Here is a 16723-nt window from a genome sequence, read left to right as displayed (position 1 = left end):
ACGACCAGGCCCGCCCCCATCGATCCATATGGGGGCGGGCCTGATCGCGAGTGGGCCCTGAACAACAACACGAGACACAGCAATGCCATCCGCTATCCGTATCACTCCAACCCTGCTCCTGGCCCTGGCCAGCACCCCTGCCCTGGCCGACGGCGACCTGCTCAACCGCAGCACCATGACCGGTGACTGGGGCGGCCTGCGTCACCAGCTCGAAGAAGACGGCGTCAAGATCACCGGCGACTACAGCGGCGAAACCGCCTACAACACCCACGGTGGCCTGCACCGTTCGGCGCGCTACTCGCAGAACATCAAGCTCGGTGCACAGTTCGACCTGTCGAAACTGTACGGCCTGGAAAACGGCGGCAAGGTCCAGTTGACCATCAACGACCGCCGCGGCAACAGTGCCTCGGAAGACCTGGTCGGCAACCGCCTGCCGATCCAGGAAAACTACGGTGGCCTGTACACCCGCCTGACCGAACTGAGCTACGAGCGCACCCTGTTCACCCCGGCACTCAACGTCAAGCTTGGCTACATGGCCATGGGCAACGACCTCGGCGGCCTGGACAGCGGCATCCTGTGCAACTTCATGAACGCCGGCTTCTGCGGCCACCCGCTGAACATGTCCGGCGGCAGCGGCTGGACCAACTACCCCAACGCCCACCTCGGCGTGCGCGTCAAATACGACCTGTCGCCGTCCTGGCAGCTGCGCGTGGCGGCGTTCAACGTCGACCCGGAAAGCAACGGCAACTCCAGCCGCGCCTGGCACCTGGGGCCCAAGCACACCACCGGTACCGTGGTGCCTGTGGAGCTGGTGTACAAGCTGCAGGGCGAACTGCCAGGCGAGTACAAGCTGGGTTACTACTACGACAGCTCCGACGTGAAACGCGTCGACAGCAGCAAGGAAGTATCCGGTCGCGGCGGCCACTACCTGCTGGTCGACCAGGCGGTATGGAATGACGCCGGCTCGCCGGGCCGTAGCCTGCACGCCTTCGGCCAGTACTCGGCCGCGAGCGAGGCTGCTTCGCCGTTCACCAAGTGGTATGGCGCCGGTGTGGTGCTGTACAAGCCGTTCGAAGGCCGCCCGCGCGATACCGTGGCCCTGGGTTATGGCCGCGCCGTGCCGAACCCGCGCAGCCGCGATGTGCTGGAAGACGCCGCCTTCAACGCCGGGCAGCAGTTCCCCAACATCGACAATGCCGAGCAGCTGATCGAACTGAGCTATGGCTACCAGGCCACGCCGTGGCTGAACCTGCGCCCGGATGTGCAATACATCATCGAGCCAGGTGCGTTCTCCGGTAAAGACATCGACAACGCGCTGGTGGTGGGCCTGCAGGTCAAGGCTACCTTCTAAAACTGCCGGGGCCGCTCTGCGGCCCCTTCGCGGATAAATCCGCTCCTACAGGTACGGCACGGCGCGCAAGGGCGGTGATATACCCGCTCAAGCCTGCCTGAGGTAATCCACCAGCCTCTCCAACATCGCATCACAGCCCTGCAGTTGCTCGACGCTGACGAACTCGTCCGGCTTGTGCCCTTGGTCCATGCTGCCTGGCCCACACACCACAGTGGGTATACCAGCCTGGTCGAACAAACCGCCTTCGGTGCCAAACGCCACGGTACCGAAATCATCCGAGCCACTGAGCAAGGCCACCAACCGCGCGGCTTCGCTGTCAGCTGGCGTGGCCAGCCCTGGATACGCACTGAGCGGTTGCAGGCGAATTGCACTGGCCGCGTTGACCTTGCGCATGCGCGGCAGCAACTCGGCCTCGGCGTAGGTCTGCAACTGGTCGGCCACGGCCTGTGCTTCGTACCCCGGCAAGGCGCGCACTTCGAAATCGAATGCGCATTCCTCCGGCACGATGTTCAGTGCCCTGCCGCCTTTGATCACCCCGGTCTGCACCGTGGAGAACGGCGGGTCGAAGCGCTCGTCATGATGCGCCGGCAAGGCCAGCGCCTCACCGATCTCGCCCAGCTTGCCGATCAGCTTTGCGGCGTACTCGATGGCATTTACCCCGTAAGGGGCGTACGCCGAGTGGCACGCCGCGCCATGCACTTCGCAACGCACCGCCAGCTTGCCCTTGTGGCCAAGCACCGGCTTGAGTTCGGTGGGCTCGCCGATCAGGCACAGCCGCGGCTTGTGCGGGCGTTGTTGCAGTGCGGCCAGCATCGAGCGCACGCCCAGGCAGCCGACTTCCTCGTCATAGGAGAACGCCAGGTGCACCGGCAGGCGCAGCGGTTGCGCAAGGAACGCCGGCACCGCAGCCAGCACCGAGGCAATGAAACCCTTCATGTCAGCCGTGCCGCGGCCATACAGGCGCCCATCGCGCTCGGTCAGGGCAAAAGGCGGCAGCGTCCAGGCCTGGCCTTCCACCGGCACCACATCGGTGTGCCCGGACAGCACCACACCGCCGACATCCTGGGGGCCGATGGTGGCGAACAGGTTGGCTTTGGTGCCTTCCGGGTTGTGGAACAGCTCGCACTCCACGCCAAACCCGGCCAGGTAGTCGCGGATGAAACCGATCAGTTCGAGGTTGGAATCGCGGCTGACCGTGGCAAAGCCGATCAGCCGCTCCAGCAAGGCGCGGCTGCTGAATTCACTCATCGCCCGGCACCCCGTAGCTCGGCGCGGCGGTCGGGTCGAGGGCGCGGGTGACATAGTCCTGCATCTGCGGGCGGTACGCCTGCCACAGGCCATCGAGCACGCCGATCGGGTCTTCCTCAGCCCAGTCGACACGCAGGTCAACCAATGGCCAGGTCAGCTCGCCGGCGATCTTCAGCGCCGCCGAGTGCACCGGGCCGGCTTCGCCACCGGCCGCCATCGCCGCATGCATCGCCGCCAGCAGGCGGTCAGCCAGATGCCCGCCGGCCTGTTCGAAAGCCTGCACCATGGCCTCGATCACCTGCAACGAGGACAACAGGTTGCCAGCGGCCGCACATTGCTCACCCGCCACGGCGTTATGCACGCCCAGCGCCTCCTTGCCGGTGAACAGCGCCACCTGGCCCTGGCTGTCGATTACCGTGACCTGGCGATACTCGCTCCAGCCATTGGCGCTGAGTACCCGGTCCAGCGCGGCGGCTGGCGGCAACTGGCCCTGCTCGAGGGCATCGAGGATCTGCGGGCCGAGTGCCGGCAAGGTGATGTTCTGGGTGGACACGGCGCCGACACCGGCACGTACCCAGGGGCAGCGGGCGCCCACGGCGATGCTCGACGAGCTGATGGCGATACCGACCTGGCCGGTTTCCTGGCAGCGACCGATGATGGAGAAGGTCATGGTAGAGCTCCTGTTGTTCTGTGCGATGCCCAGCATTCTGGGCGGAACCTTCAGGGCCACGAAACCAACATTTTCCTGTGCCTTGAACAGGAAAAAACTAAGGCCCGCCAATACACCTGGAAAAGCCCTGAGAACCCCAGTCAAGCCCTTGCAAATCGGGGCCTTCGCCGTTTTATCGGCAAGCCCCAGCTAAATACTATTTTCGCGAATTTCCAGGCGTCCCTAGTCTGGCCCCAGGCAACGGCGGTCCTCCAAACCGACCTGACAAAAACCGCCTGAACAAGGGCTCGGACATGACACTGAACAACATCGAAATCGACACCCTCGTGGTTGGCGCCGGCCAGGCCGGCGTGGCCATGAGCGAACACCTGAACAAGCTTGGCGTGCCGCACCTGGTACTGGAGCGCAAGCGTATCGCCGAGGCCTGGCGCACCGGCCGCTGGGATTCGCTGGTGGCCAACGGCCCGGTCTGGCACGACCGCTTCCCGGGGCTGGAGTTCAACCTCGACGCCGACGCCTTCGCTGGCAAGGACCAGGTCGCCGACTACTTCGAACAGTACGTTCGCAAGTACAACCTGCCGGTACGCACCGGCATCGAAGTGAAGAAGGTGGTGCGCAACGCCGACCGCCCCGGCTTCACCATCGAAACCAACGAAGGCGTAATCCGCGCCAACCGCGTGGTGGCCGCCACCGGCCCGTTCCAGAAGCCGGTCATCCCGGCCATCGCGCCGAAAGACGCCAACCTGCACCAGATCCACTCTGCTGCCTACTACAACCCAGAGCAACTGCCTGAAGGTGCCGTGCTGGTGGTGGGCGCCGGTTCCTCTGGTGTGCAGATCGCCGAAGAACTGATGCGCGCCGGGCGCCAGGTGTACCTGTCGGTCGGCGCCCACGACCGACCGCCTCGGGCCTACCGCAACCGCGACTTCTGCTGGTGGCTGGGCGTGCTCGGCGAGTGGGACGCGGAAATCGCCAAGCCGGGCCGCGAGCACGTGACCATCGCCGTCAGCGGCGCCCGTGGCGGCCACACCGTGGACTTCCGCGCCCTCGCCCATCAGGGCATGACCCTGGTTGGGCTGACCCAGTCGTTCGAAAACGGCGTAGCGCGCTTCCAGGACAACCTGGTCGAAAACATCAACCGTGGCGACGAAAACTACCTGGCCCTGCTGGACGCCGCCGATGCCTACATCGAGCGCAACGGCCTGGACCTGCCGCAAGAGCCCGAAGCGCGCAAGCGCCTGGCTGATCCGCAATGCATGGTCAACCCGCTGCAGCAACTGGACCTGGCCCAGGCCGGCGTCACCAGCATCATCTGGGCCACCGGCTACGGTGTCGACTTCAGCTGGCTGCAGGTCGACACCTTCGATGCCAACGGCAAGCCCCAGCACCAGCGCGGCGTAGCCCGCGAGCCAGGCGTGTACTTCCTCGGCCTGCCCTGGCTGTCGCGCCGTGGTTCATCGTTCATCTGGGGCGTATGGCACGACGCCAAGCACGTCGCCGGCCATATCGCCACGCAACGCACCTACCTGGCCTACCGCGACCGCGAGCAGCGCGAAGCGGATGCCCAACAAGACCACTCGATCAGCAACGTCAGCACCCTCGGAGCCCACTGATGCCTACCCATACTCGCATCCGCATGTTCAACACCAAGGAAACCTACCCCAACCAGACCCTGGACAACGACCTGTGCCAGGCCGTGCGGGCCGGTAACACCATCTACGTGCGCGGCCAGGTCGGCACCGACTTCGAAGGCAAGCTGGTAGGCCTGGGTGACCCTCGGGCGCAGACCGAGCAGGCGATGAAGAACGTCAAGCAACTGCTTGAAGAGGCAGGCTCGGACCTGTCGCACATCGTCAAGACCACCACCTACATCACCGACCCGCGGTTCCGCGAGCCGGTGTACAAGGAAGTGGGCAAATGGCTCAAGGGGGTGTTCCCGATTTCCACCGGGCTGGTGGTGGCCGGTCTGGCCCAGGCCGAGTGGCTGATGGAAATCGATGTGATTGCGGTGGTACCGGATCAGCAGTGATCCTGTGAAAACGCCGGGGGCGCTCTGCGCCCCATTCGCGGGCAAGCCCGCTCCCACAGGTACCGCGCAGACCTAAGGTTCGGCGCAACCCTGTGGGAGCGGGCTTGCCCGCGAAGCATTTTCAGAACTTGGCCAGTTCTTCGCGGCAGAACTCGACGAACAACTGCGCGGGTTTGGTCAGCTGCACCCGCTTCAGGTGCGCCGCCGCCAACCCCGACAACGCCACCGGCTCGGCGATGTCGATCATCACCAGCTTCTGCCCGTCATAGGTGCATTCCGAATGCGGCCGGGTCACCAGCAGCGAAAAGCCGAAGCCCTGCCCCACCATCCCGCGCACCATCTCGATCGACGGCGAACTGAAGACGATGTTCGGCGTCAGGCCCATTTCATTGAACAAGCTGACGAAGTAGGTCCGGCTCGGCGCCACGTCCAGCAAGATCATCGGCTCCGGGCACAGGTCGCGCAGCGACACCTGCGCCTGGCCGGCGAAGCGGTGCTTCTCGGGCAGCAGCACGTAAGGCTTCTGCGGCGGCATCAAGGGTTCGGCTTCGATGGTGCCGTCCAGATCATGGTCATACAGAAACGCCAGGTCGAAGGTGCCGGCGGTCAGGCCCTGGATCAGGTCTTGCTGCTCGCCGTCGCGCAGGCGGATGTCCACGCCCGGATAGCGTTCGCGAAAGCCGGCGATCAGCCGCGGCAGGTACAACGGCGCCACGGTCTCGAAGCAACCGATGTCGATCTGCCCGGCCACTGTGTCGTTGTCGGCCAGGGCGTTCTGCTCGAACTCGTGGGCCATCTGCAGCAGCGACTTGGTCTTGGCGTAGAAGCGCTTGCCGCTAGGGGTCAGCGACACCCCTTGGGCGTGGTGGCGGATGAACAGCTGCACGCCGAAGCTTTCCTCCAGGCTCTTGATCGCCGTGGAGATCGACGGCTGGGCGATGTACAGCTGGCGCGAGGCCTCGGCGACGCTGCCGGCCTCGACGGTGGTGACGAAGTATTTGAGTTGTCGCAGGGTGTAGGAAGCCACAGGCACCTCGTTGGCGCCCTGGGCGGGCGCCTTGGTATTTTCCTGTCACTTTACCTTGTGGCCTGATTCAGCGGGCTGCTGGGTGATGAAGGATTTGCCTAAGGCTTGCACATAGTTTTTTTATTCCTCGAATGGCTTGCCCTCTTCGGCGCCTGTGAGATCGAGCGCCGCCCGCGCGGCGCATCGCGAGCTTTGCTCGCTCCTACGTTTGTTTCGGGCCAATTATTCCTGGCGGATTTGCGCGCGAACGCTTTGGTGCATGACGCGATATCGCGTCGTACAAACAAGGCGGTCGCGCGCGCCTGTCACAGGCGTTACTGGCCCGAAACAAACGTAGGAGCGAGCAAAGCTCGCGATGCGCCGCGCAGGCGGCGCTCGATCTCCACAACACCACAACTACAACGTCAAACACACCTCAATAACTGAAATCATGCCCCAACTGTCCCTGCATCCACTGCAGGAACGTGCGCACCCTGGCCAACTCGGCATGCCCCCGCGGAAACACCAGGTGGTGAGCACTCACCGGGCTTGCCTGGTCGGTACCGAACACCGGCACCAGCTGCCCCCTGGCCACGTAGTCCTGTGACAACAGTGAGCTTTCCAGGGCGAACCCGTAGCCATGGCTGGCCGCCTCCAGGCTCATGTACGAACGGTCGAAGCTCAAGGCGAACGGCGCCTGTGGCAACGATACGCCTTGTTGGGCAAACCACTGCGGCCATTGCACCAGCGCCGATTCGGAGAGAATCAGGTTCTGCCCCAGCAGGTCGGCAGGCTGGTGGATCGGCTGGCGGGCCAGCAACACCGGCGACGCCAGCACCGTGGCCCGCTCGTAGCGGATGGTGCGCACCTCCAGGCTCGGCCAGTTGGGGTAGCCATGGCGGATATCGACGTCGATCTGATGGCGGCCAAAGTGCAGCGTTTCATAGGAACACGACAGGTTGATCTGGATATCCGGGTGGCTGGCGCGAAAATGTTCCAGCCGCGGCAACAGCCAGAGCAGGCCGAAGCTCGGCGCCGAATGCAGGCGCAGGCAGTCGAAGCCGACCGCGCTGCCAGCCCGCTCGGTGGCCATGGCCAGGCTCTGCAGTATGCCCGATACCTCGCGCAGGTACTGGTCGCCTGCCGCCGTCAGCGTCACCCCCTTGGCCGTGCGCAGGAACAACGGCCGGCCGATCAGCGCTTCCAGGTTGGCGATCTGATGGCTGACCGCCGACGGTGTCAGGTTGAGCTGTTCGGCGGCGCGCGCGACGTTGCCAAAGCGCGCCGCCTGCTCGAAGGCCTGAATCGCTTTCAGCGGCGGCAGTTGCAAGGGCTTCTTGCCCGGATCGTGGTTCATCGCATTCCTTGGGTGTAACGGGCCTCGAACGTGGTCACGCCCCTGCCCTGTGCTGAATTTTTTTCAGCATAGGCTGAAGTGCACTGCGTTGCCCAGCCCTCGCGTGGGTCCCAAGCTGTACCCACAACAACAAACATCCGGAGTACACCCATGCTGCTCGAAGGTAAAATCGCAATCGTCACCGGTGCCGCCTCTGCCCGCGGTATCGGTCGCGCCACCGCCCAGGCCTTTGCCGACCAGGGCGCCAAGGTGGCCATCCTCGACCTCGACCTGCAAGCCGCCCGTGACGCTGCCGCGCAATTGGGCGCAGGCCACCTTGGCCTTGCCGCCAATGTCGCCGACGAAGCCCAGGTGCGCGACGCGGTGGCCGAGGTGCTGGCGTACTTTGGCCGCATCGACGTGCTGGTCAACAACGCCGGTATCACCCAACCGGTGAAAACCCTGGAAATCACCGGCAAGGACTACGAGCGCATCCTCGACGTCAACCTGCGCGGCACACTGTTGATGTCCCAGGCCGTGCTCCCTGCCATGCGCGCCCAACGCTCGGGCAGCATCATCTGCATGTCGTCGGTGTCGGCACAGCGTGGCGGCGGCATCTTCGGCGGCCCGCACTACAGCGCCGCCAAGGCCGGCGTACTGGGCCTGGGCAAGGCCATGGCCCGCGAATTCGGCCCGGACAATGTGCGGGTCAACGCCATCACGCCCGGCCTGATCCATACCGACATCACGGGCGGGCTGATGCAAGATGAGCGCCGTCACGCCATCATCGATGGCATCCCCCTGGGCCGACTGGGCGAAGCCCGCGACGTGGCCAACGCCGCGCTGTTTCTGGCCAGCGACCTCTCCAGCTATCTCACCGGCATCACCCTGGACGTCAACGGAGGCATGCTGATTCACTGATCGACCCTGGCACTGTGTTTTGCATCTGAGCCCCGCCACGCGGGGCGATCGATAACAACAAGAGATCAGATCGACATGACCCTCCTAACCCTCGACGCGGCCACGGTCGCGCGTAGCAATGCCTATCGCAAGACCGCCTGGCGGCTGATGCCCTTTCTCATGCTGTGCTACCTGTGCGCCTACCTCGACCGGGTCAACGTCGGCTTCGCCAAGCTGCAGATGATGGATGACCTGGCCCTGTCCGAAGCGGTCTACGGCCTGGGCGCCGGGATGTTCTTCATCGGCTACTTCCTCTGCGAGGTGCCGAGCAACATCATCCTGCACAAGGTCGGCGCACGGCGCTGGATCGCCCGCATCATGATCACCTGGGGCCTGATCTCGGCCCTGTTCGCCTTCGTCGAGACGGCCTGGCAGTTCTATGTGCTGCGTTTCTTACTCGGCGTCGCCGAAGCCGGCCTGGCACCCGGCCTGCTGCTGTACCTGACCTACTGGTTCCCGTCCTACCGGCGGGCGAAGATGACCGCGCTGTGGTTCATCGCCATCCCGCTCTCGGGCATGGTCGGCGGGCCGCTGTCGGGCTGGATCATGGAGCGTTTCGCCGGCGTGCATGGCTGGGCCGGCTGGCAGTGGATGTTCGTCCTCGAGGCCGTTCCGACCGTGCTGGTGGGCATTCTGGTACTCAGCTACCTCAAGGACGGTGTCCATCAGGCGCACTGGCTCAACGATGAAGAAAAGGCGTTGCTGCGCAAGGAGCTGGCCGAGGATGAGCAGCACAAGGTGCAGCACGGCTCGGTGGCCGACTTCATCCGTGACCGTCGCCTGTGGCTGCTGGCCGGTATCTACTTCTGCGTAGTCATGGGCCAGTACGCGATCACCTTCTGGCTGCCGACCCTGGTGCGCAATGCCGGCGTCGCCGACCCGCTGCACATCGGTTTGCTCACCAGCCTGCCCTACCTGTGCGCCATCGGTGCCATGCTGCTGGCCGGACGCAGCGGCGACCGCCACCGCGAGCGGCGCTGGCACCTGGCAATCCCGATGCTGGCCGGCGCCCTGGGCCTGACCTTGGCCGCCGTGTTCGCCAGCCACCTGAGCCTGTCGATCCTCAGCCTGTGCCTGGCGGCATCGGGCATCCTCTCGGCCTCGTCACTGTTCTGGATGCTGCCGACCACACTGCTCGGGGGTGTTTCAGCCGCCGCCGGCATCGCCGCCGTCAACAGTTTCGCCAACCTGGCCGGGTTCTGCTCACCGTTCCTGATCGGCTGGGTCACCAGCACCCTGGGCAACAACGCCATCGGCATGTACCTGATCACCGCCGTGCTGATCTTTGGTGCCGCCCTGGTGTTCCGCGTGCCGGCGAGCCTGGTCAACCGTTAATTTCCCTGTAAAGGAGTCACCCCATGAATGCCGTACCCGCTACCCCGGGTGCGCGGCCTCTGGCTGCGCGCGCCCACAACATCCGCCGCAATGCCCTGCGCATGGGCCAGGTCCAGGGCCAGGGCTACATCGGCCAGGCCCTGGGTGCTGCCGACCTGCTGGCCGTGGCCTACTTCCACGCCCTGCGCCTGGACCCGGCCAACCCCGAATGGGAACAGCGCGACCGCTTCTACCTGTCCATCGGCCATTACGCCATCGCCCTGTACGCGGCGCTGATCGAAGCCGGGGTGATCGCCGAAGACGAACTGGAAAGTTACGGTTGCGACGACAGCCGCCTGCCGATGTCCGGCATGGCCGCCTACACCCCCGGCATGGAAATCACCGGTGGCTCGCTCGGCCACGGCCTGGGCATCGCCGTCGGCGCCTGCCTGGGCCTCAAGCGCAAGGGCTCGGCCAGCTGGGTGTACAATCTGCTGTCCGACGGCGAACTGAATGAAGGCTCGACCTGGGAAGCGGCGATGTCCGCCAGCCACTGGCAGCTGGACAACCTGATCGCCATCATCGACGTCAACAACCAGCAGGCCGACGGCCACTCCAGCGAGATACTGGCCTTCGAGCCGATCGTCGACCGCTGGCAGGCTTTTGGCTGGCATGTGCAGCGGGTCGATGGCAACGACCTCGACGCCTTGGTCCAGGCCTTCGACCAGGCCCGCGCGCACCGCGGCGCGCAACCGCGGGTGATCATCTGCGACACGCGCATGGGCAAGGGCGTGCCCTTCCTCGAGAACCGCGACAAGACCCACTTCATCCGTGTCGACGAACACGAATGGGACCTCGCCCTGCAAGCACTGGACGCCGGGAGCCGCGCATGAACAGCCAGACCGCACCTGCCAAACGCCTGACCACTTCGGCGATGATCGCCTCGATCGCCGCCGAAGGCCAACCCACCCGCCCGGCCCCCTTCGGCCATGCCCTGACGGCGCTGGCCGAACAGCGCCAGGACATCGTCGGCCTGAGCGCCGACCTGTCCAGGTACACGGACCTGCACATCTTCGCCAAAGCCCACCCACAGCGTTTCTACCAGATGGGCATGGCCGAACAGCTGCTGATGAGCGCCGCAGCGGGCATGGCGCGCGAAGGCTTCACCCCGTTCGCCACCACCTATGCGGTGTTCGCATCGCGGCGCGCCTACGACTTCATCTGCATGGCCATCGCCGAGGAGAACCTCAACGTCAAGATCGTCTGTGGCCTGCCCGGCCTGACCACCGGCTATGGCCCCAGCCATCAGGCCACCGACGACCTGGCGATCATGCGCGCCATGCCCAACCTGATGGTGGTCGACCCTTGTGATGCCCTGGAGATCGAACAGGCCGTACCGGCCATCGCCGCTCACCAGGGCCCGGTGTACATGCGCCTGCTGCGCGGCAACGTGCCGCTGGTGCTGGACCGCTACGACTACCGCTTCCAGCTGGGCAAGGCCCAGGTGGTGCGCGGCGGCCGCGACGTGCTGGTGATTGCCAGCGGGCTGATGACCATGCGTGCGCTGGAGGCAGCCGAACAGCTGCACAAGGATGGCGTGGACGTGTCGGTGCTGCATGTGCCGACCATCAAGCCGCTGGACGAGGCAACCATCCTGGCCGAGGCGCGCAAGCCGGGGCGGCTGGTGGTGACGGCGGAGAACCACTCCATCGTCGGCGGGTTGGGTGAGGCCGTGGCCGGCGTGCTGCTGCGCAATGGCGTGACCCCGACCTTCCGCCAGATCGCCTTGCCCGATGCATTCCTCGATGCCGGGGCGTTACCGACCTTGCATGATCGCTATGGCATCTCCACCGCGGCGGTGGCGCGGCAGATCAAGGGCTGGCTGTAGCCTGCGCAGACGCTGCCGTCAGGGTTGCTGCCAGCGCACGCCGGCATGATCGGTAGCGGTGTTCGCAGCCTGCACGAAGCTGCCATGCTGTGGTGGAATGCCCTGGTCCGAATGGGCCAGGGCTTGCTGCGTGAACACCTGCGTCTGGTTGTCGAAGGTCAGATCGTGCCTGGCGACATTTCCGCCCCAGTCTTCGGAGGGTAGTGAGATGTAGCTGATCTTGTACACCTCGTCGGTCGACTGCCCCTCGATCACATACACGCCATAGTGATCTTCGCCCGGCGACACGATCTTGTAGATGCCATTGTCGTAGTAGTAGATGGTCGCAAGCTCGAATGGCTTTTCGCTGTACATCACCTGGTACTTCAAATGATGCACAATGGTCGGCGCCCCGACGGCGACCGTGATCGGGGTAGCTGTGGCAGCGTGGGTGATCGCGCAAATACCTGTGGCGACGGCAGCGAGCATGGATCGGAGTTTCATGGCTGGACCTCGTGCGGTTGAAAAGAAGCCGCAAGATAGCGGGATAAGCAACGAAACAAAGCGGCCTGGCGCAGATAGCGAACAACCGTACATCCTTAAGCGACTGCTCTTACAAGTGTGAGGCCTAGCGAAGTGCTTCTTGCCCTTCGCTGGAGAAATGGGCCAGAGCGTCTTTACTGTCAGGTAACGACCCGCAGGAACGGTGTGCGCCTATGAAGATCGTTGTCACCAGCATCCTCGTCGACGACCAGGCCAAGGCCTTGGCTTTCTACCATTACGTACTGGGCTTCGAGCCCAAGCACGACGTCCCCATGGGCCAGCATCGCTGGCTGACGCTGACCTCACCCAACGACCCCAATGGTGTCGAGCTGCTGCTGGAGCCCGATGCGCACCCGGCGGCCAAGGTCTACAAGCAAGCGCTGAAGCAGGACGGCATTCCCGCCACTTCCTTCGGCGTGCGGGATATCCAGGCCGAGTACACGCGGCTGTGCAAGGCCGGCGTGAAGTTCACCAAGGCGCCCACCGACCTGGGCCCAGTCACGGTCGCGGTGTTCGACGACACCTGCGGCAACCTGATCCAGATCGCCCAGAAACACTGAGCCGCGGCCATGGCAGCCGATGCTGCCATTGGCTACATTGCAGCTGTATCCCGTGCGCCACAATAAGGAAAACAGATGCGCCACGAATTCAGCGAAGTGCTCAATGACTTGGTCGACTACTTCCTGCTGGGCGATATCCAGCTGCTCGACCGCTTCAAACATGACAACAACCTGTCCGACGACCTGGCCCGCGAGTTCACCCGCAACGACAGCGGCGACAGGGCCGTGGCCGAAGGTGTGGTGATACCGCTGGCGGGGGTCGACAACCTGCCCTACCACATCCTGTTCACCCTCGATGGCTCCACGCCCGCCCTGCTCGAACCCGGCAGCCGCCTCAAGCACCGGCGCAACGGTTATGTGCTGCAAGTCGAGAACCGCGCGGTGATGCTCTACACCTGGCGCATCCTGCAGCACTTCACCCCCAAGACGCTGGGTGACCTGATCGCGCGCTATCAGGTGCCGGGGCGGCCGATCATCGAGCTGGACAATGGCTGGTATGACGTCGAGGTGCTGGCGGGAGCGCTGATCAGGGATGGGTTGTACGAGCCGGCGTTCGAGTTCGTACTGAAAAAGCGCTGGAGCCGGGGTGAAGCCAAGGGCGTGGATACCGGGTATGCCTTTAGCCTGCGGGGCTACTTCGATTGATGTGTACCTGTGCCGGCCTCTTCGCGGCTGAAGCCGCTCCCACAAGGCCTGCGCGGCACCTGTGGGAGCGGCTTTAGCCGCGATGGGGCCGGACCTGCCTAAGTGATATCCCGGTCCTTGGTCTCCGGCAGGAAGAAGATCCCCAGCACCGCCGTCATCACCGCAATCACGATCGGGTACCACAGCCCGTAGTAGATATCCCCGGTTGCCGCCACCATGGCGAACGCCACTGTCGGCAGGAAACCGCCGAACCAGCCGTTGCCGATGTGGTACGGCAGCGACATCGAGGTGTAGCGGATGCGTGCCGGGAACAGTTCCACCAGCCAGGCGGCGATCGGCCCGTAGACCATGGTCACGTAGATCACCAGCAGGGTCAGCAACAACAGCACCATCGGATAGTGAATCTTCGCCGGGTCGGCCTTTTCCGGGTAACCCGCTTCTTTCAGGGCGCCAACCATGGTCGCGGTGAAGGCGTCACTCTGGGTCTTCAGGTCGGCGGCCGCCAGGCTGCTGCCGTCGATGCTCGGGATCACCCGCTCACCGATGCGAACCTGCGCCACGCTGCCAGGCTCGGCCGCCTGGTTGGTGTAGGGAATCGCCCGTTTGGCCAGCAGGCTCTTGGCGATGTCACAGGAGCTGGTGAATTTGGCCTTGCCCACCGGGTCGAACTGGAAGGCGCACTGGCCAGGGTCGGCCACTACCACCACCGGGTTCTGTTCCTGAGCGACGAACACGTCCGGGTTGCCGTACTCGGTCAGTGCCTTGAAGATCGGGAAGTAGGTCAGCGCGGCGATGATACAGCCGGCCATGATGATCTTCTTGCGGCCGATGCGGTCCGACAGGCTGCCGAAGAAAATGAAGAACGGCGTGCCGATCAGCAAGGACCCGGCGATCAGCAGGTTGGCGGTCTGTGGGTCGATCTTGAGCATCTGCAGCAGGAAGAACAGCGCATAGAACTGCCCGGTGTACCACACCACCGCCTGCCCGGCGGTGCCACCGAGCAGCGACATGATCACCACCTTGAGGTTGTCCCAACGGGCGAACGACTCGGTCAGCGGCGCCTTGGACGCCTTGCCCTCGGCCTTCATCTTCATGAACACCGGCGACTCGTTGAGCTGCATGCGGATGTACACCGAGATCGCCAGCAGCAGAATCGACAACAGGAACGGCACCCGCCAGCCCCAGGCTTCGAACACCTCGGTGCCCATGGCGGTGCGGCAGGCCAGGATCACCAGCAGCGAGAGGAACAGGCCGAGCGTGGCGGTGGTCTGGATCCACGCGGTGAAGAAGCCACGCCGGCCCTTGGGCGCGTGCTCGGCCACATAGGTGGCGGCACCGCCGTACTCGCCGCCCAGCGCCAGGCCCTGGAGCAGGCGCAGGGTGATCAGGATGATCGGTGCCGCCACGCCAATCGCTGCATAGCTGGGCAAAAGCCCCACCACGGCGGTGGACAGGCCCATGATGACGATGGTGATGAGGAAGGTGTACTTGCGCCCGATCATGTCGCCCAGGCGGCCGAACACGATGGCGCCGAACGGCCGCACGGCAAAGCCGGCGGCAAAGGCCAGCAAGGCGAAGATGAACGAGGTGGTTTCATTGACGCCGGCAAAGAAGTGCTTGGCGATGATCGCCGCCAGCGAGCCGTACAGGTAGAAGTCGTACCATTCGAACACGGTGCCCAGCGAGGAAGCGAAGATGACCTTGCGCTCCTCTTTGGTAATGCCCCGTTGGGGCGCGCTACTGCCCGTGGAAGCGCTATCGAGTACCGCCATGGGGTGCCTCCGTCTTGTCGTTGTCGAAGGCCGGAGTACCTCACACCCATTTCACCGTCGCACCCAGGCCCTAGGGCTAGCATTGGTTGCGCGAAGCACGACGAGGCTGGCCGCCTCGAATCGCAGCAAGGTAACTGAAGCATAATCGGCTTTGCCGCAATATCCACTTGCCAGCATCCCCATATTCCGTCACCCCAGAAACCGCTGCACCTCGGCCAGCACCACTTCGGCTTGCTCCCGGTGCGGGACATGCCCGCAGCCCGGCAGCAGGCGCATCACGCTCGGCCCGGCGGCCAACGTGGTGAAACGCCGGGGATGCGCTGGCGAACCGAATTCATCCTGGTCGCCATGCAGGCTGAGCAGCGGGCAATGCACCTTCGCCAGCAGCCCATCCAGGTTCCAGTCGGCGAAGGCTTCGTCAAGCCAGGTGTCCACCCAGGCGCGCAGCACCCATTCGGCCTTGTCGCCGTGGTAGCGCGCCAGGCGCTGCAACTGCCCTGGCTCGGCGAACTGCCGATTGGCATCAGCAATACCCTGCAAGGTCAGGTCTTCGACAAAGGCCTGGGCCGATTCGGTGATCAGGCCTCGACAATGGTTGCCATGGGTCGCGGCGCAGCCGACGGCCATGCCGCCGCCGACGCTGTGACCAAAGACGATGAAATCGCCGATCTCCAACTGCCGCCGCAACGCCGCGAAGCCCAGCTGCGCCTCGGCCTCGACAAAGCCCCGGCGCAAGCGGCCCGGGTGCGCATCGGAGCGGCCAAAGCCCAGCCGGTCATAGGCAATCACCCAGTGCCCGGTCGCCACTGCCAGCCGTTCGGGGAAGTCACGCCACAAGGCAACGCAACCCAGCGAATCGTGCAGCAGTATGATCGGCACGCCCGGTGCGTTTTGTGGTCGCCAGTGCTGGGCGAACAGCGTGCCGTCGGGCGTATCGATCCAGTGCTCGGCCAGGGTGATCTGCGTCATGCCGCCCCCTCGACCGGGCCCTTGAGTTCGACTTGATTGCCATCAGGGTCGAAGCAGTACAGCGACAGCCCCTCGCCTTCAGCGCCATAACGTTTTTCTGCCGGCTCGACCGCTACCCCAGCCGCGTGCAGGTAAGCCGTCAGCGCCTGCTCGTCGAACCGGTCGATGCGCAGGCAGAAGTGGTGCAGGTTGCGACCTTCCGCGCCCGGCGCCGCACCACCGGGCAGGCCCAGCGGGCCGTCGAGCGTCACCAGGTCGATCATTGCCGACCCGGTTGCCAGGTGAACCATGCCCAGATCCGGGCGTTCACGGCTGACGGTGCAACCCAGCAGGTCGCGGTAAAAAGCCACGCTGCGCTGCAAGTCGGTGACCCGCAGTACCAAATGGTCGATGTGCTTGATGGCGAACGGCCGCATGCCAGGTCTCCTTGTGGCGATTGCCCGATAGCGTTCG

Annotated in this window: 17 protein-coding genes; 9 read left to right on the top strand and 8 right to left on the bottom strand. The window is 64.6% G+C overall.

Features of this window, described 5'->3' with window-relative positions:
- The first annotated feature begins 82 nt into the window (after positions 1-82).
- Positions 83-1351: a carbohydrate porin gene (locus OCX61_RS11920; RefSeq protein WP_261943985.1), complete on the top strand. Its 1269-nt coding sequence runs from the start codon at positions 83-85 to the stop codon at positions 1349-1351.
- Between the two features lie 87 nt (positions 1352-1438).
- Here the strand turns inward: OCX61_RS11920 and argE are convergent, their stop codons facing one another.
- Together argE and OCX61_RS11910 are read right to left on the bottom strand one after the other, a co-directional pair.
- Positions 1439-2599: an acetylornithine deacetylase gene (gene argE, locus OCX61_RS11915; RefSeq protein WP_261943984.1), complete on the bottom strand. Its 1161-nt coding sequence runs from the start codon at positions 2597-2599 to the stop codon at positions 1439-1441.
- Positions 2592-3269, bottom strand: coding sequence for a DUF1028 domain-containing protein (locus tag OCX61_RS11910; protein ID WP_261943983.1), 678 nt, complete (start codon positions 3267-3269; stop codon positions 2592-2594). Before OCX61_RS11910 ends, argE begins: the two co-directional genes overlap by 8 nt.
- 293 nt (positions 3270-3562) lie before the next feature.
- Between OCX61_RS11910 and OCX61_RS11905 the strand changes: the two genes are divergently transcribed.
- A complete protein-coding gene (locus OCX61_RS11905; protein ID WP_261943982.1) occupies positions 3563-4882 on the top strand; it encodes a flavin-containing monooxygenase in 1320 nt (439 codons plus the stop codon).
- The gene (locus OCX61_RS11900) at positions 4882-5298 is read left to right on the top strand and encodes a RidA family protein (RefSeq protein WP_014590706.1); all 417 of its coding nucleotides are present in this window, start codon (positions 4882-4884) and stop codon (positions 5296-5298) included. Before OCX61_RS11905 ends, OCX61_RS11900 begins: the two co-directional genes overlap by 1 nt.
- Before the next feature lie 121 nt (positions 5299-5419).
- Here the strand turns inward: OCX61_RS11900 and OCX61_RS11895 are convergent, their stop codons facing one another.
- Positions 5420-6325: a LysR family transcriptional regulator gene (locus tag OCX61_RS11895; protein ID WP_103447619.1), complete on the bottom strand. Its 906-nt coding sequence runs from the start codon at positions 6323-6325 to the stop codon at positions 5420-5422.
- A gap of 415 nt (positions 6326-6740) precedes the next feature.
- Positions 6741-7661 (bottom strand): LysR substrate-binding domain-containing protein, encoded by a 921-nt coding sequence (locus OCX61_RS11890; RefSeq protein WP_261943981.1) that lies wholly within the window; start codon positions 7659-7661, stop codon positions 6741-6743.
- Positions 7662-7811: 150 nt separating this feature from the next.
- On the opposite strand from OCX61_RS11890, the gene OCX61_RS11885 reads away from it, so the two are divergent.
- The 4 genes from OCX61_RS11885 (at position 7812) to OCX61_RS11870 (ending at position 11802) form a co-directional block, all read left to right on the top strand.
- On the top strand, positions 7812-8561 hold the full coding sequence (locus tag OCX61_RS11885; protein ID WP_261943980.1) for an SDR family NAD(P)-dependent oxidoreductase: 750 nt from the start codon (positions 7812-7814) through the stop codon (positions 8559-8561).
- A gap of 75 nt (positions 8562-8636) precedes the next feature.
- The gene (locus OCX61_RS11880; RefSeq protein ID WP_261943979.1) at positions 8637-9935 is read left to right on the top strand and encodes an MFS transporter; all 1299 of its coding nucleotides are present in this window, start codon (positions 8637-8639) and stop codon (positions 9933-9935) included.
- Positions 9936-9958: 23 nt separating this feature from the next.
- Positions 9959-10807, top strand: a complete 849-nt coding sequence (locus OCX61_RS11875) for a transketolase (protein WP_261943978.1) — start codon at positions 9959-9961, stop codon at positions 10805-10807.
- Positions 10804-11802, top strand: coding sequence for a transketolase family protein (locus OCX61_RS11870; RefSeq protein WP_261943977.1), 999 nt, complete (start codon positions 10804-10806; stop codon positions 11800-11802). The genes OCX61_RS11875 and OCX61_RS11870 overlap by 4 nt, the downstream gene beginning before the upstream one ends.
- Positions 11803-11820: 18 nt before the next feature.
- On the opposite strand, the gene OCX61_RS11865 is transcribed toward OCX61_RS11870, so the two are convergent.
- Complete coding sequence (locus tag OCX61_RS11865; protein ID WP_261943976.1) at positions 11821-12285, bottom strand: hypothetical protein; 465 nt, start codon at positions 12283-12285, stop codon at positions 11821-11823.
- Between the two features lie 212 nt (positions 12286-12497).
- On the opposite strand from OCX61_RS11865, the gene OCX61_RS11860 reads away from it, so the two are divergent.
- Positions 12498-12884, top strand: a complete 387-nt coding sequence (locus OCX61_RS11860; RefSeq protein WP_261943975.1) for a VOC family protein — start codon at positions 12498-12500, stop codon at positions 12882-12884.
- Between the two features lie 75 nt (positions 12885-12959).
- The gene (locus OCX61_RS11855; RefSeq protein ID WP_261943974.1) at positions 12960-13529 is read left to right on the top strand and encodes a hypothetical protein; all 570 of its coding nucleotides are present in this window, start codon (positions 12960-12962) and stop codon (positions 13527-13529) included.
- Between the two features lie 98 nt (positions 13530-13627).
- Here OCX61_RS11855 and OCX61_RS11850 read toward each other — a convergent pair whose 3' ends face one another.
- From OCX61_RS11850 to OCX61_RS11840, 3 genes are all read right to left on the bottom strand, one after another.
- Positions 13628-15301, bottom strand: coding sequence for an MFS transporter (locus tag OCX61_RS11850; RefSeq protein WP_261943973.1), 1674 nt, complete (start codon positions 15299-15301; stop codon positions 13628-13630).
- Between the two features lie 189 nt (positions 15302-15490).
- On the bottom strand, positions 15491-16270 hold the full coding sequence (locus OCX61_RS11845) for an alpha/beta fold hydrolase (protein WP_261943972.1): 780 nt from the start codon (positions 16268-16270) through the stop codon (positions 15491-15493).
- Positions 16267-16686, bottom strand: a complete 420-nt coding sequence (locus OCX61_RS11840) for a VOC family protein (RefSeq protein WP_261943971.1) — start codon at positions 16684-16686, stop codon at positions 16267-16269. The genes OCX61_RS11845 and OCX61_RS11840 overlap by 4 nt, the downstream gene beginning before the upstream one ends.
- Positions 16687-16723: the final 37 nt, after the last annotated feature.

This window comes from Pseudomonas sp. LRP2-20 (genome assembly GCF_024349685.1).
Taxonomy (GTDB): domain Bacteria; phylum Pseudomonadota; class Gammaproteobacteria; order Pseudomonadales; family Pseudomonadaceae; genus Aquipseudomonas.
The sequence above is the reverse complement of the archived record's forward strand: the minus strand, read 5'-3'. Positions and strand labels throughout refer to the sequence as shown.

Bases quoted from the DNA above. Each gene is read 5' to 3' on its own strand.
- OCX61_RS11885 (WP_261943980.1), top strand. From the start codon at position 7,812: ATGCTGCTCGAAGGTAAAATCGCAATCGTCACCGGTGCCGCCTCTGCC.
- OCX61_RS11900 (WP_014590706.1), top strand. From the start codon at position 4,882: ATGCCTACCCATACTCGCATCCGCATGTTCAACACCAAGGAAACCTAC.
- OCX61_RS11845 (WP_261943972.1), bottom strand. From the start codon at position 16,270: ATGACGCAGATCACCCTGGCCGAGCACTGGATCGATACGCCCGACGGC.
- OCX61_RS11860 (WP_261943975.1), top strand. From the start codon at position 12,498: ATGAAGATCGTTGTCACCAGCATCCTCGTCGACGACCAGGCCAAGGCC.
- OCX61_RS11890 (WP_261943981.1), bottom strand. From the start codon at position 7,661: ATGAACCACGATCCGGGCAAGAAGCCCTTGCAACTGCCGCCGCTGAAA.
- OCX61_RS11840 (WP_261943971.1), bottom strand. From the start codon at position 16,686: ATGCGGCCGTTCGCCATCAAGCACATCGACCATTTGGTACTGCGGGTC.
- OCX61_RS11850 (WP_261943973.1), bottom strand. From the start codon at position 15,301: ATGGCGGTACTCGATAGCGCTTCCACGGGCAGTAGCGCGCCCCAACGG.
- OCX61_RS11855 (WP_261943974.1), top strand. From the start codon at position 12,960: ATGCGCCACGAATTCAGCGAAGTGCTCAATGACTTGGTCGACTACTTC.
- OCX61_RS11875 (WP_261943978.1), top strand. From the start codon at position 9,959: ATGAATGCCGTACCCGCTACCCCGGGTGCGCGGCCTCTGGCTGCGCGC.
- argE (WP_261943984.1), bottom strand. From the start codon at position 2,599: ATGAGTGAATTCAGCAGCCGCGCCTTGCTGGAGCGGCTGATCGGCTTT.
- OCX61_RS11920 (WP_261943985.1), top strand. From the start codon at position 83: ATGCCATCCGCTATCCGTATCACTCCAACCCTGCTCCTGGCCCTGGCC.
- OCX61_RS11865 (WP_261943976.1), bottom strand. From the start codon at position 12,285: ATGAAACTCCGATCCATGCTCGCTGCCGTCGCCACAGGTATTTGCGCG.
- OCX61_RS11910 (WP_261943983.1), bottom strand. From the start codon at position 3,269: ATGACCTTCTCCATCATCGGTCGCTGCCAGGAAACCGGCCAGGTCGGT.
- OCX61_RS11905 (WP_261943982.1), top strand. From the start codon at position 3,563: ATGACACTGAACAACATCGAAATCGACACCCTCGTGGTTGGCGCCGGC.
- OCX61_RS11880 (WP_261943979.1), top strand. From the start codon at position 8,637: ATGACCCTCCTAACCCTCGACGCGGCCACGGTCGCGCGTAGCAATGCC.
- OCX61_RS11870 (WP_261943977.1), top strand. From the start codon at position 10,804: ATGAACAGCCAGACCGCACCTGCCAAACGCCTGACCACTTCGGCGATG.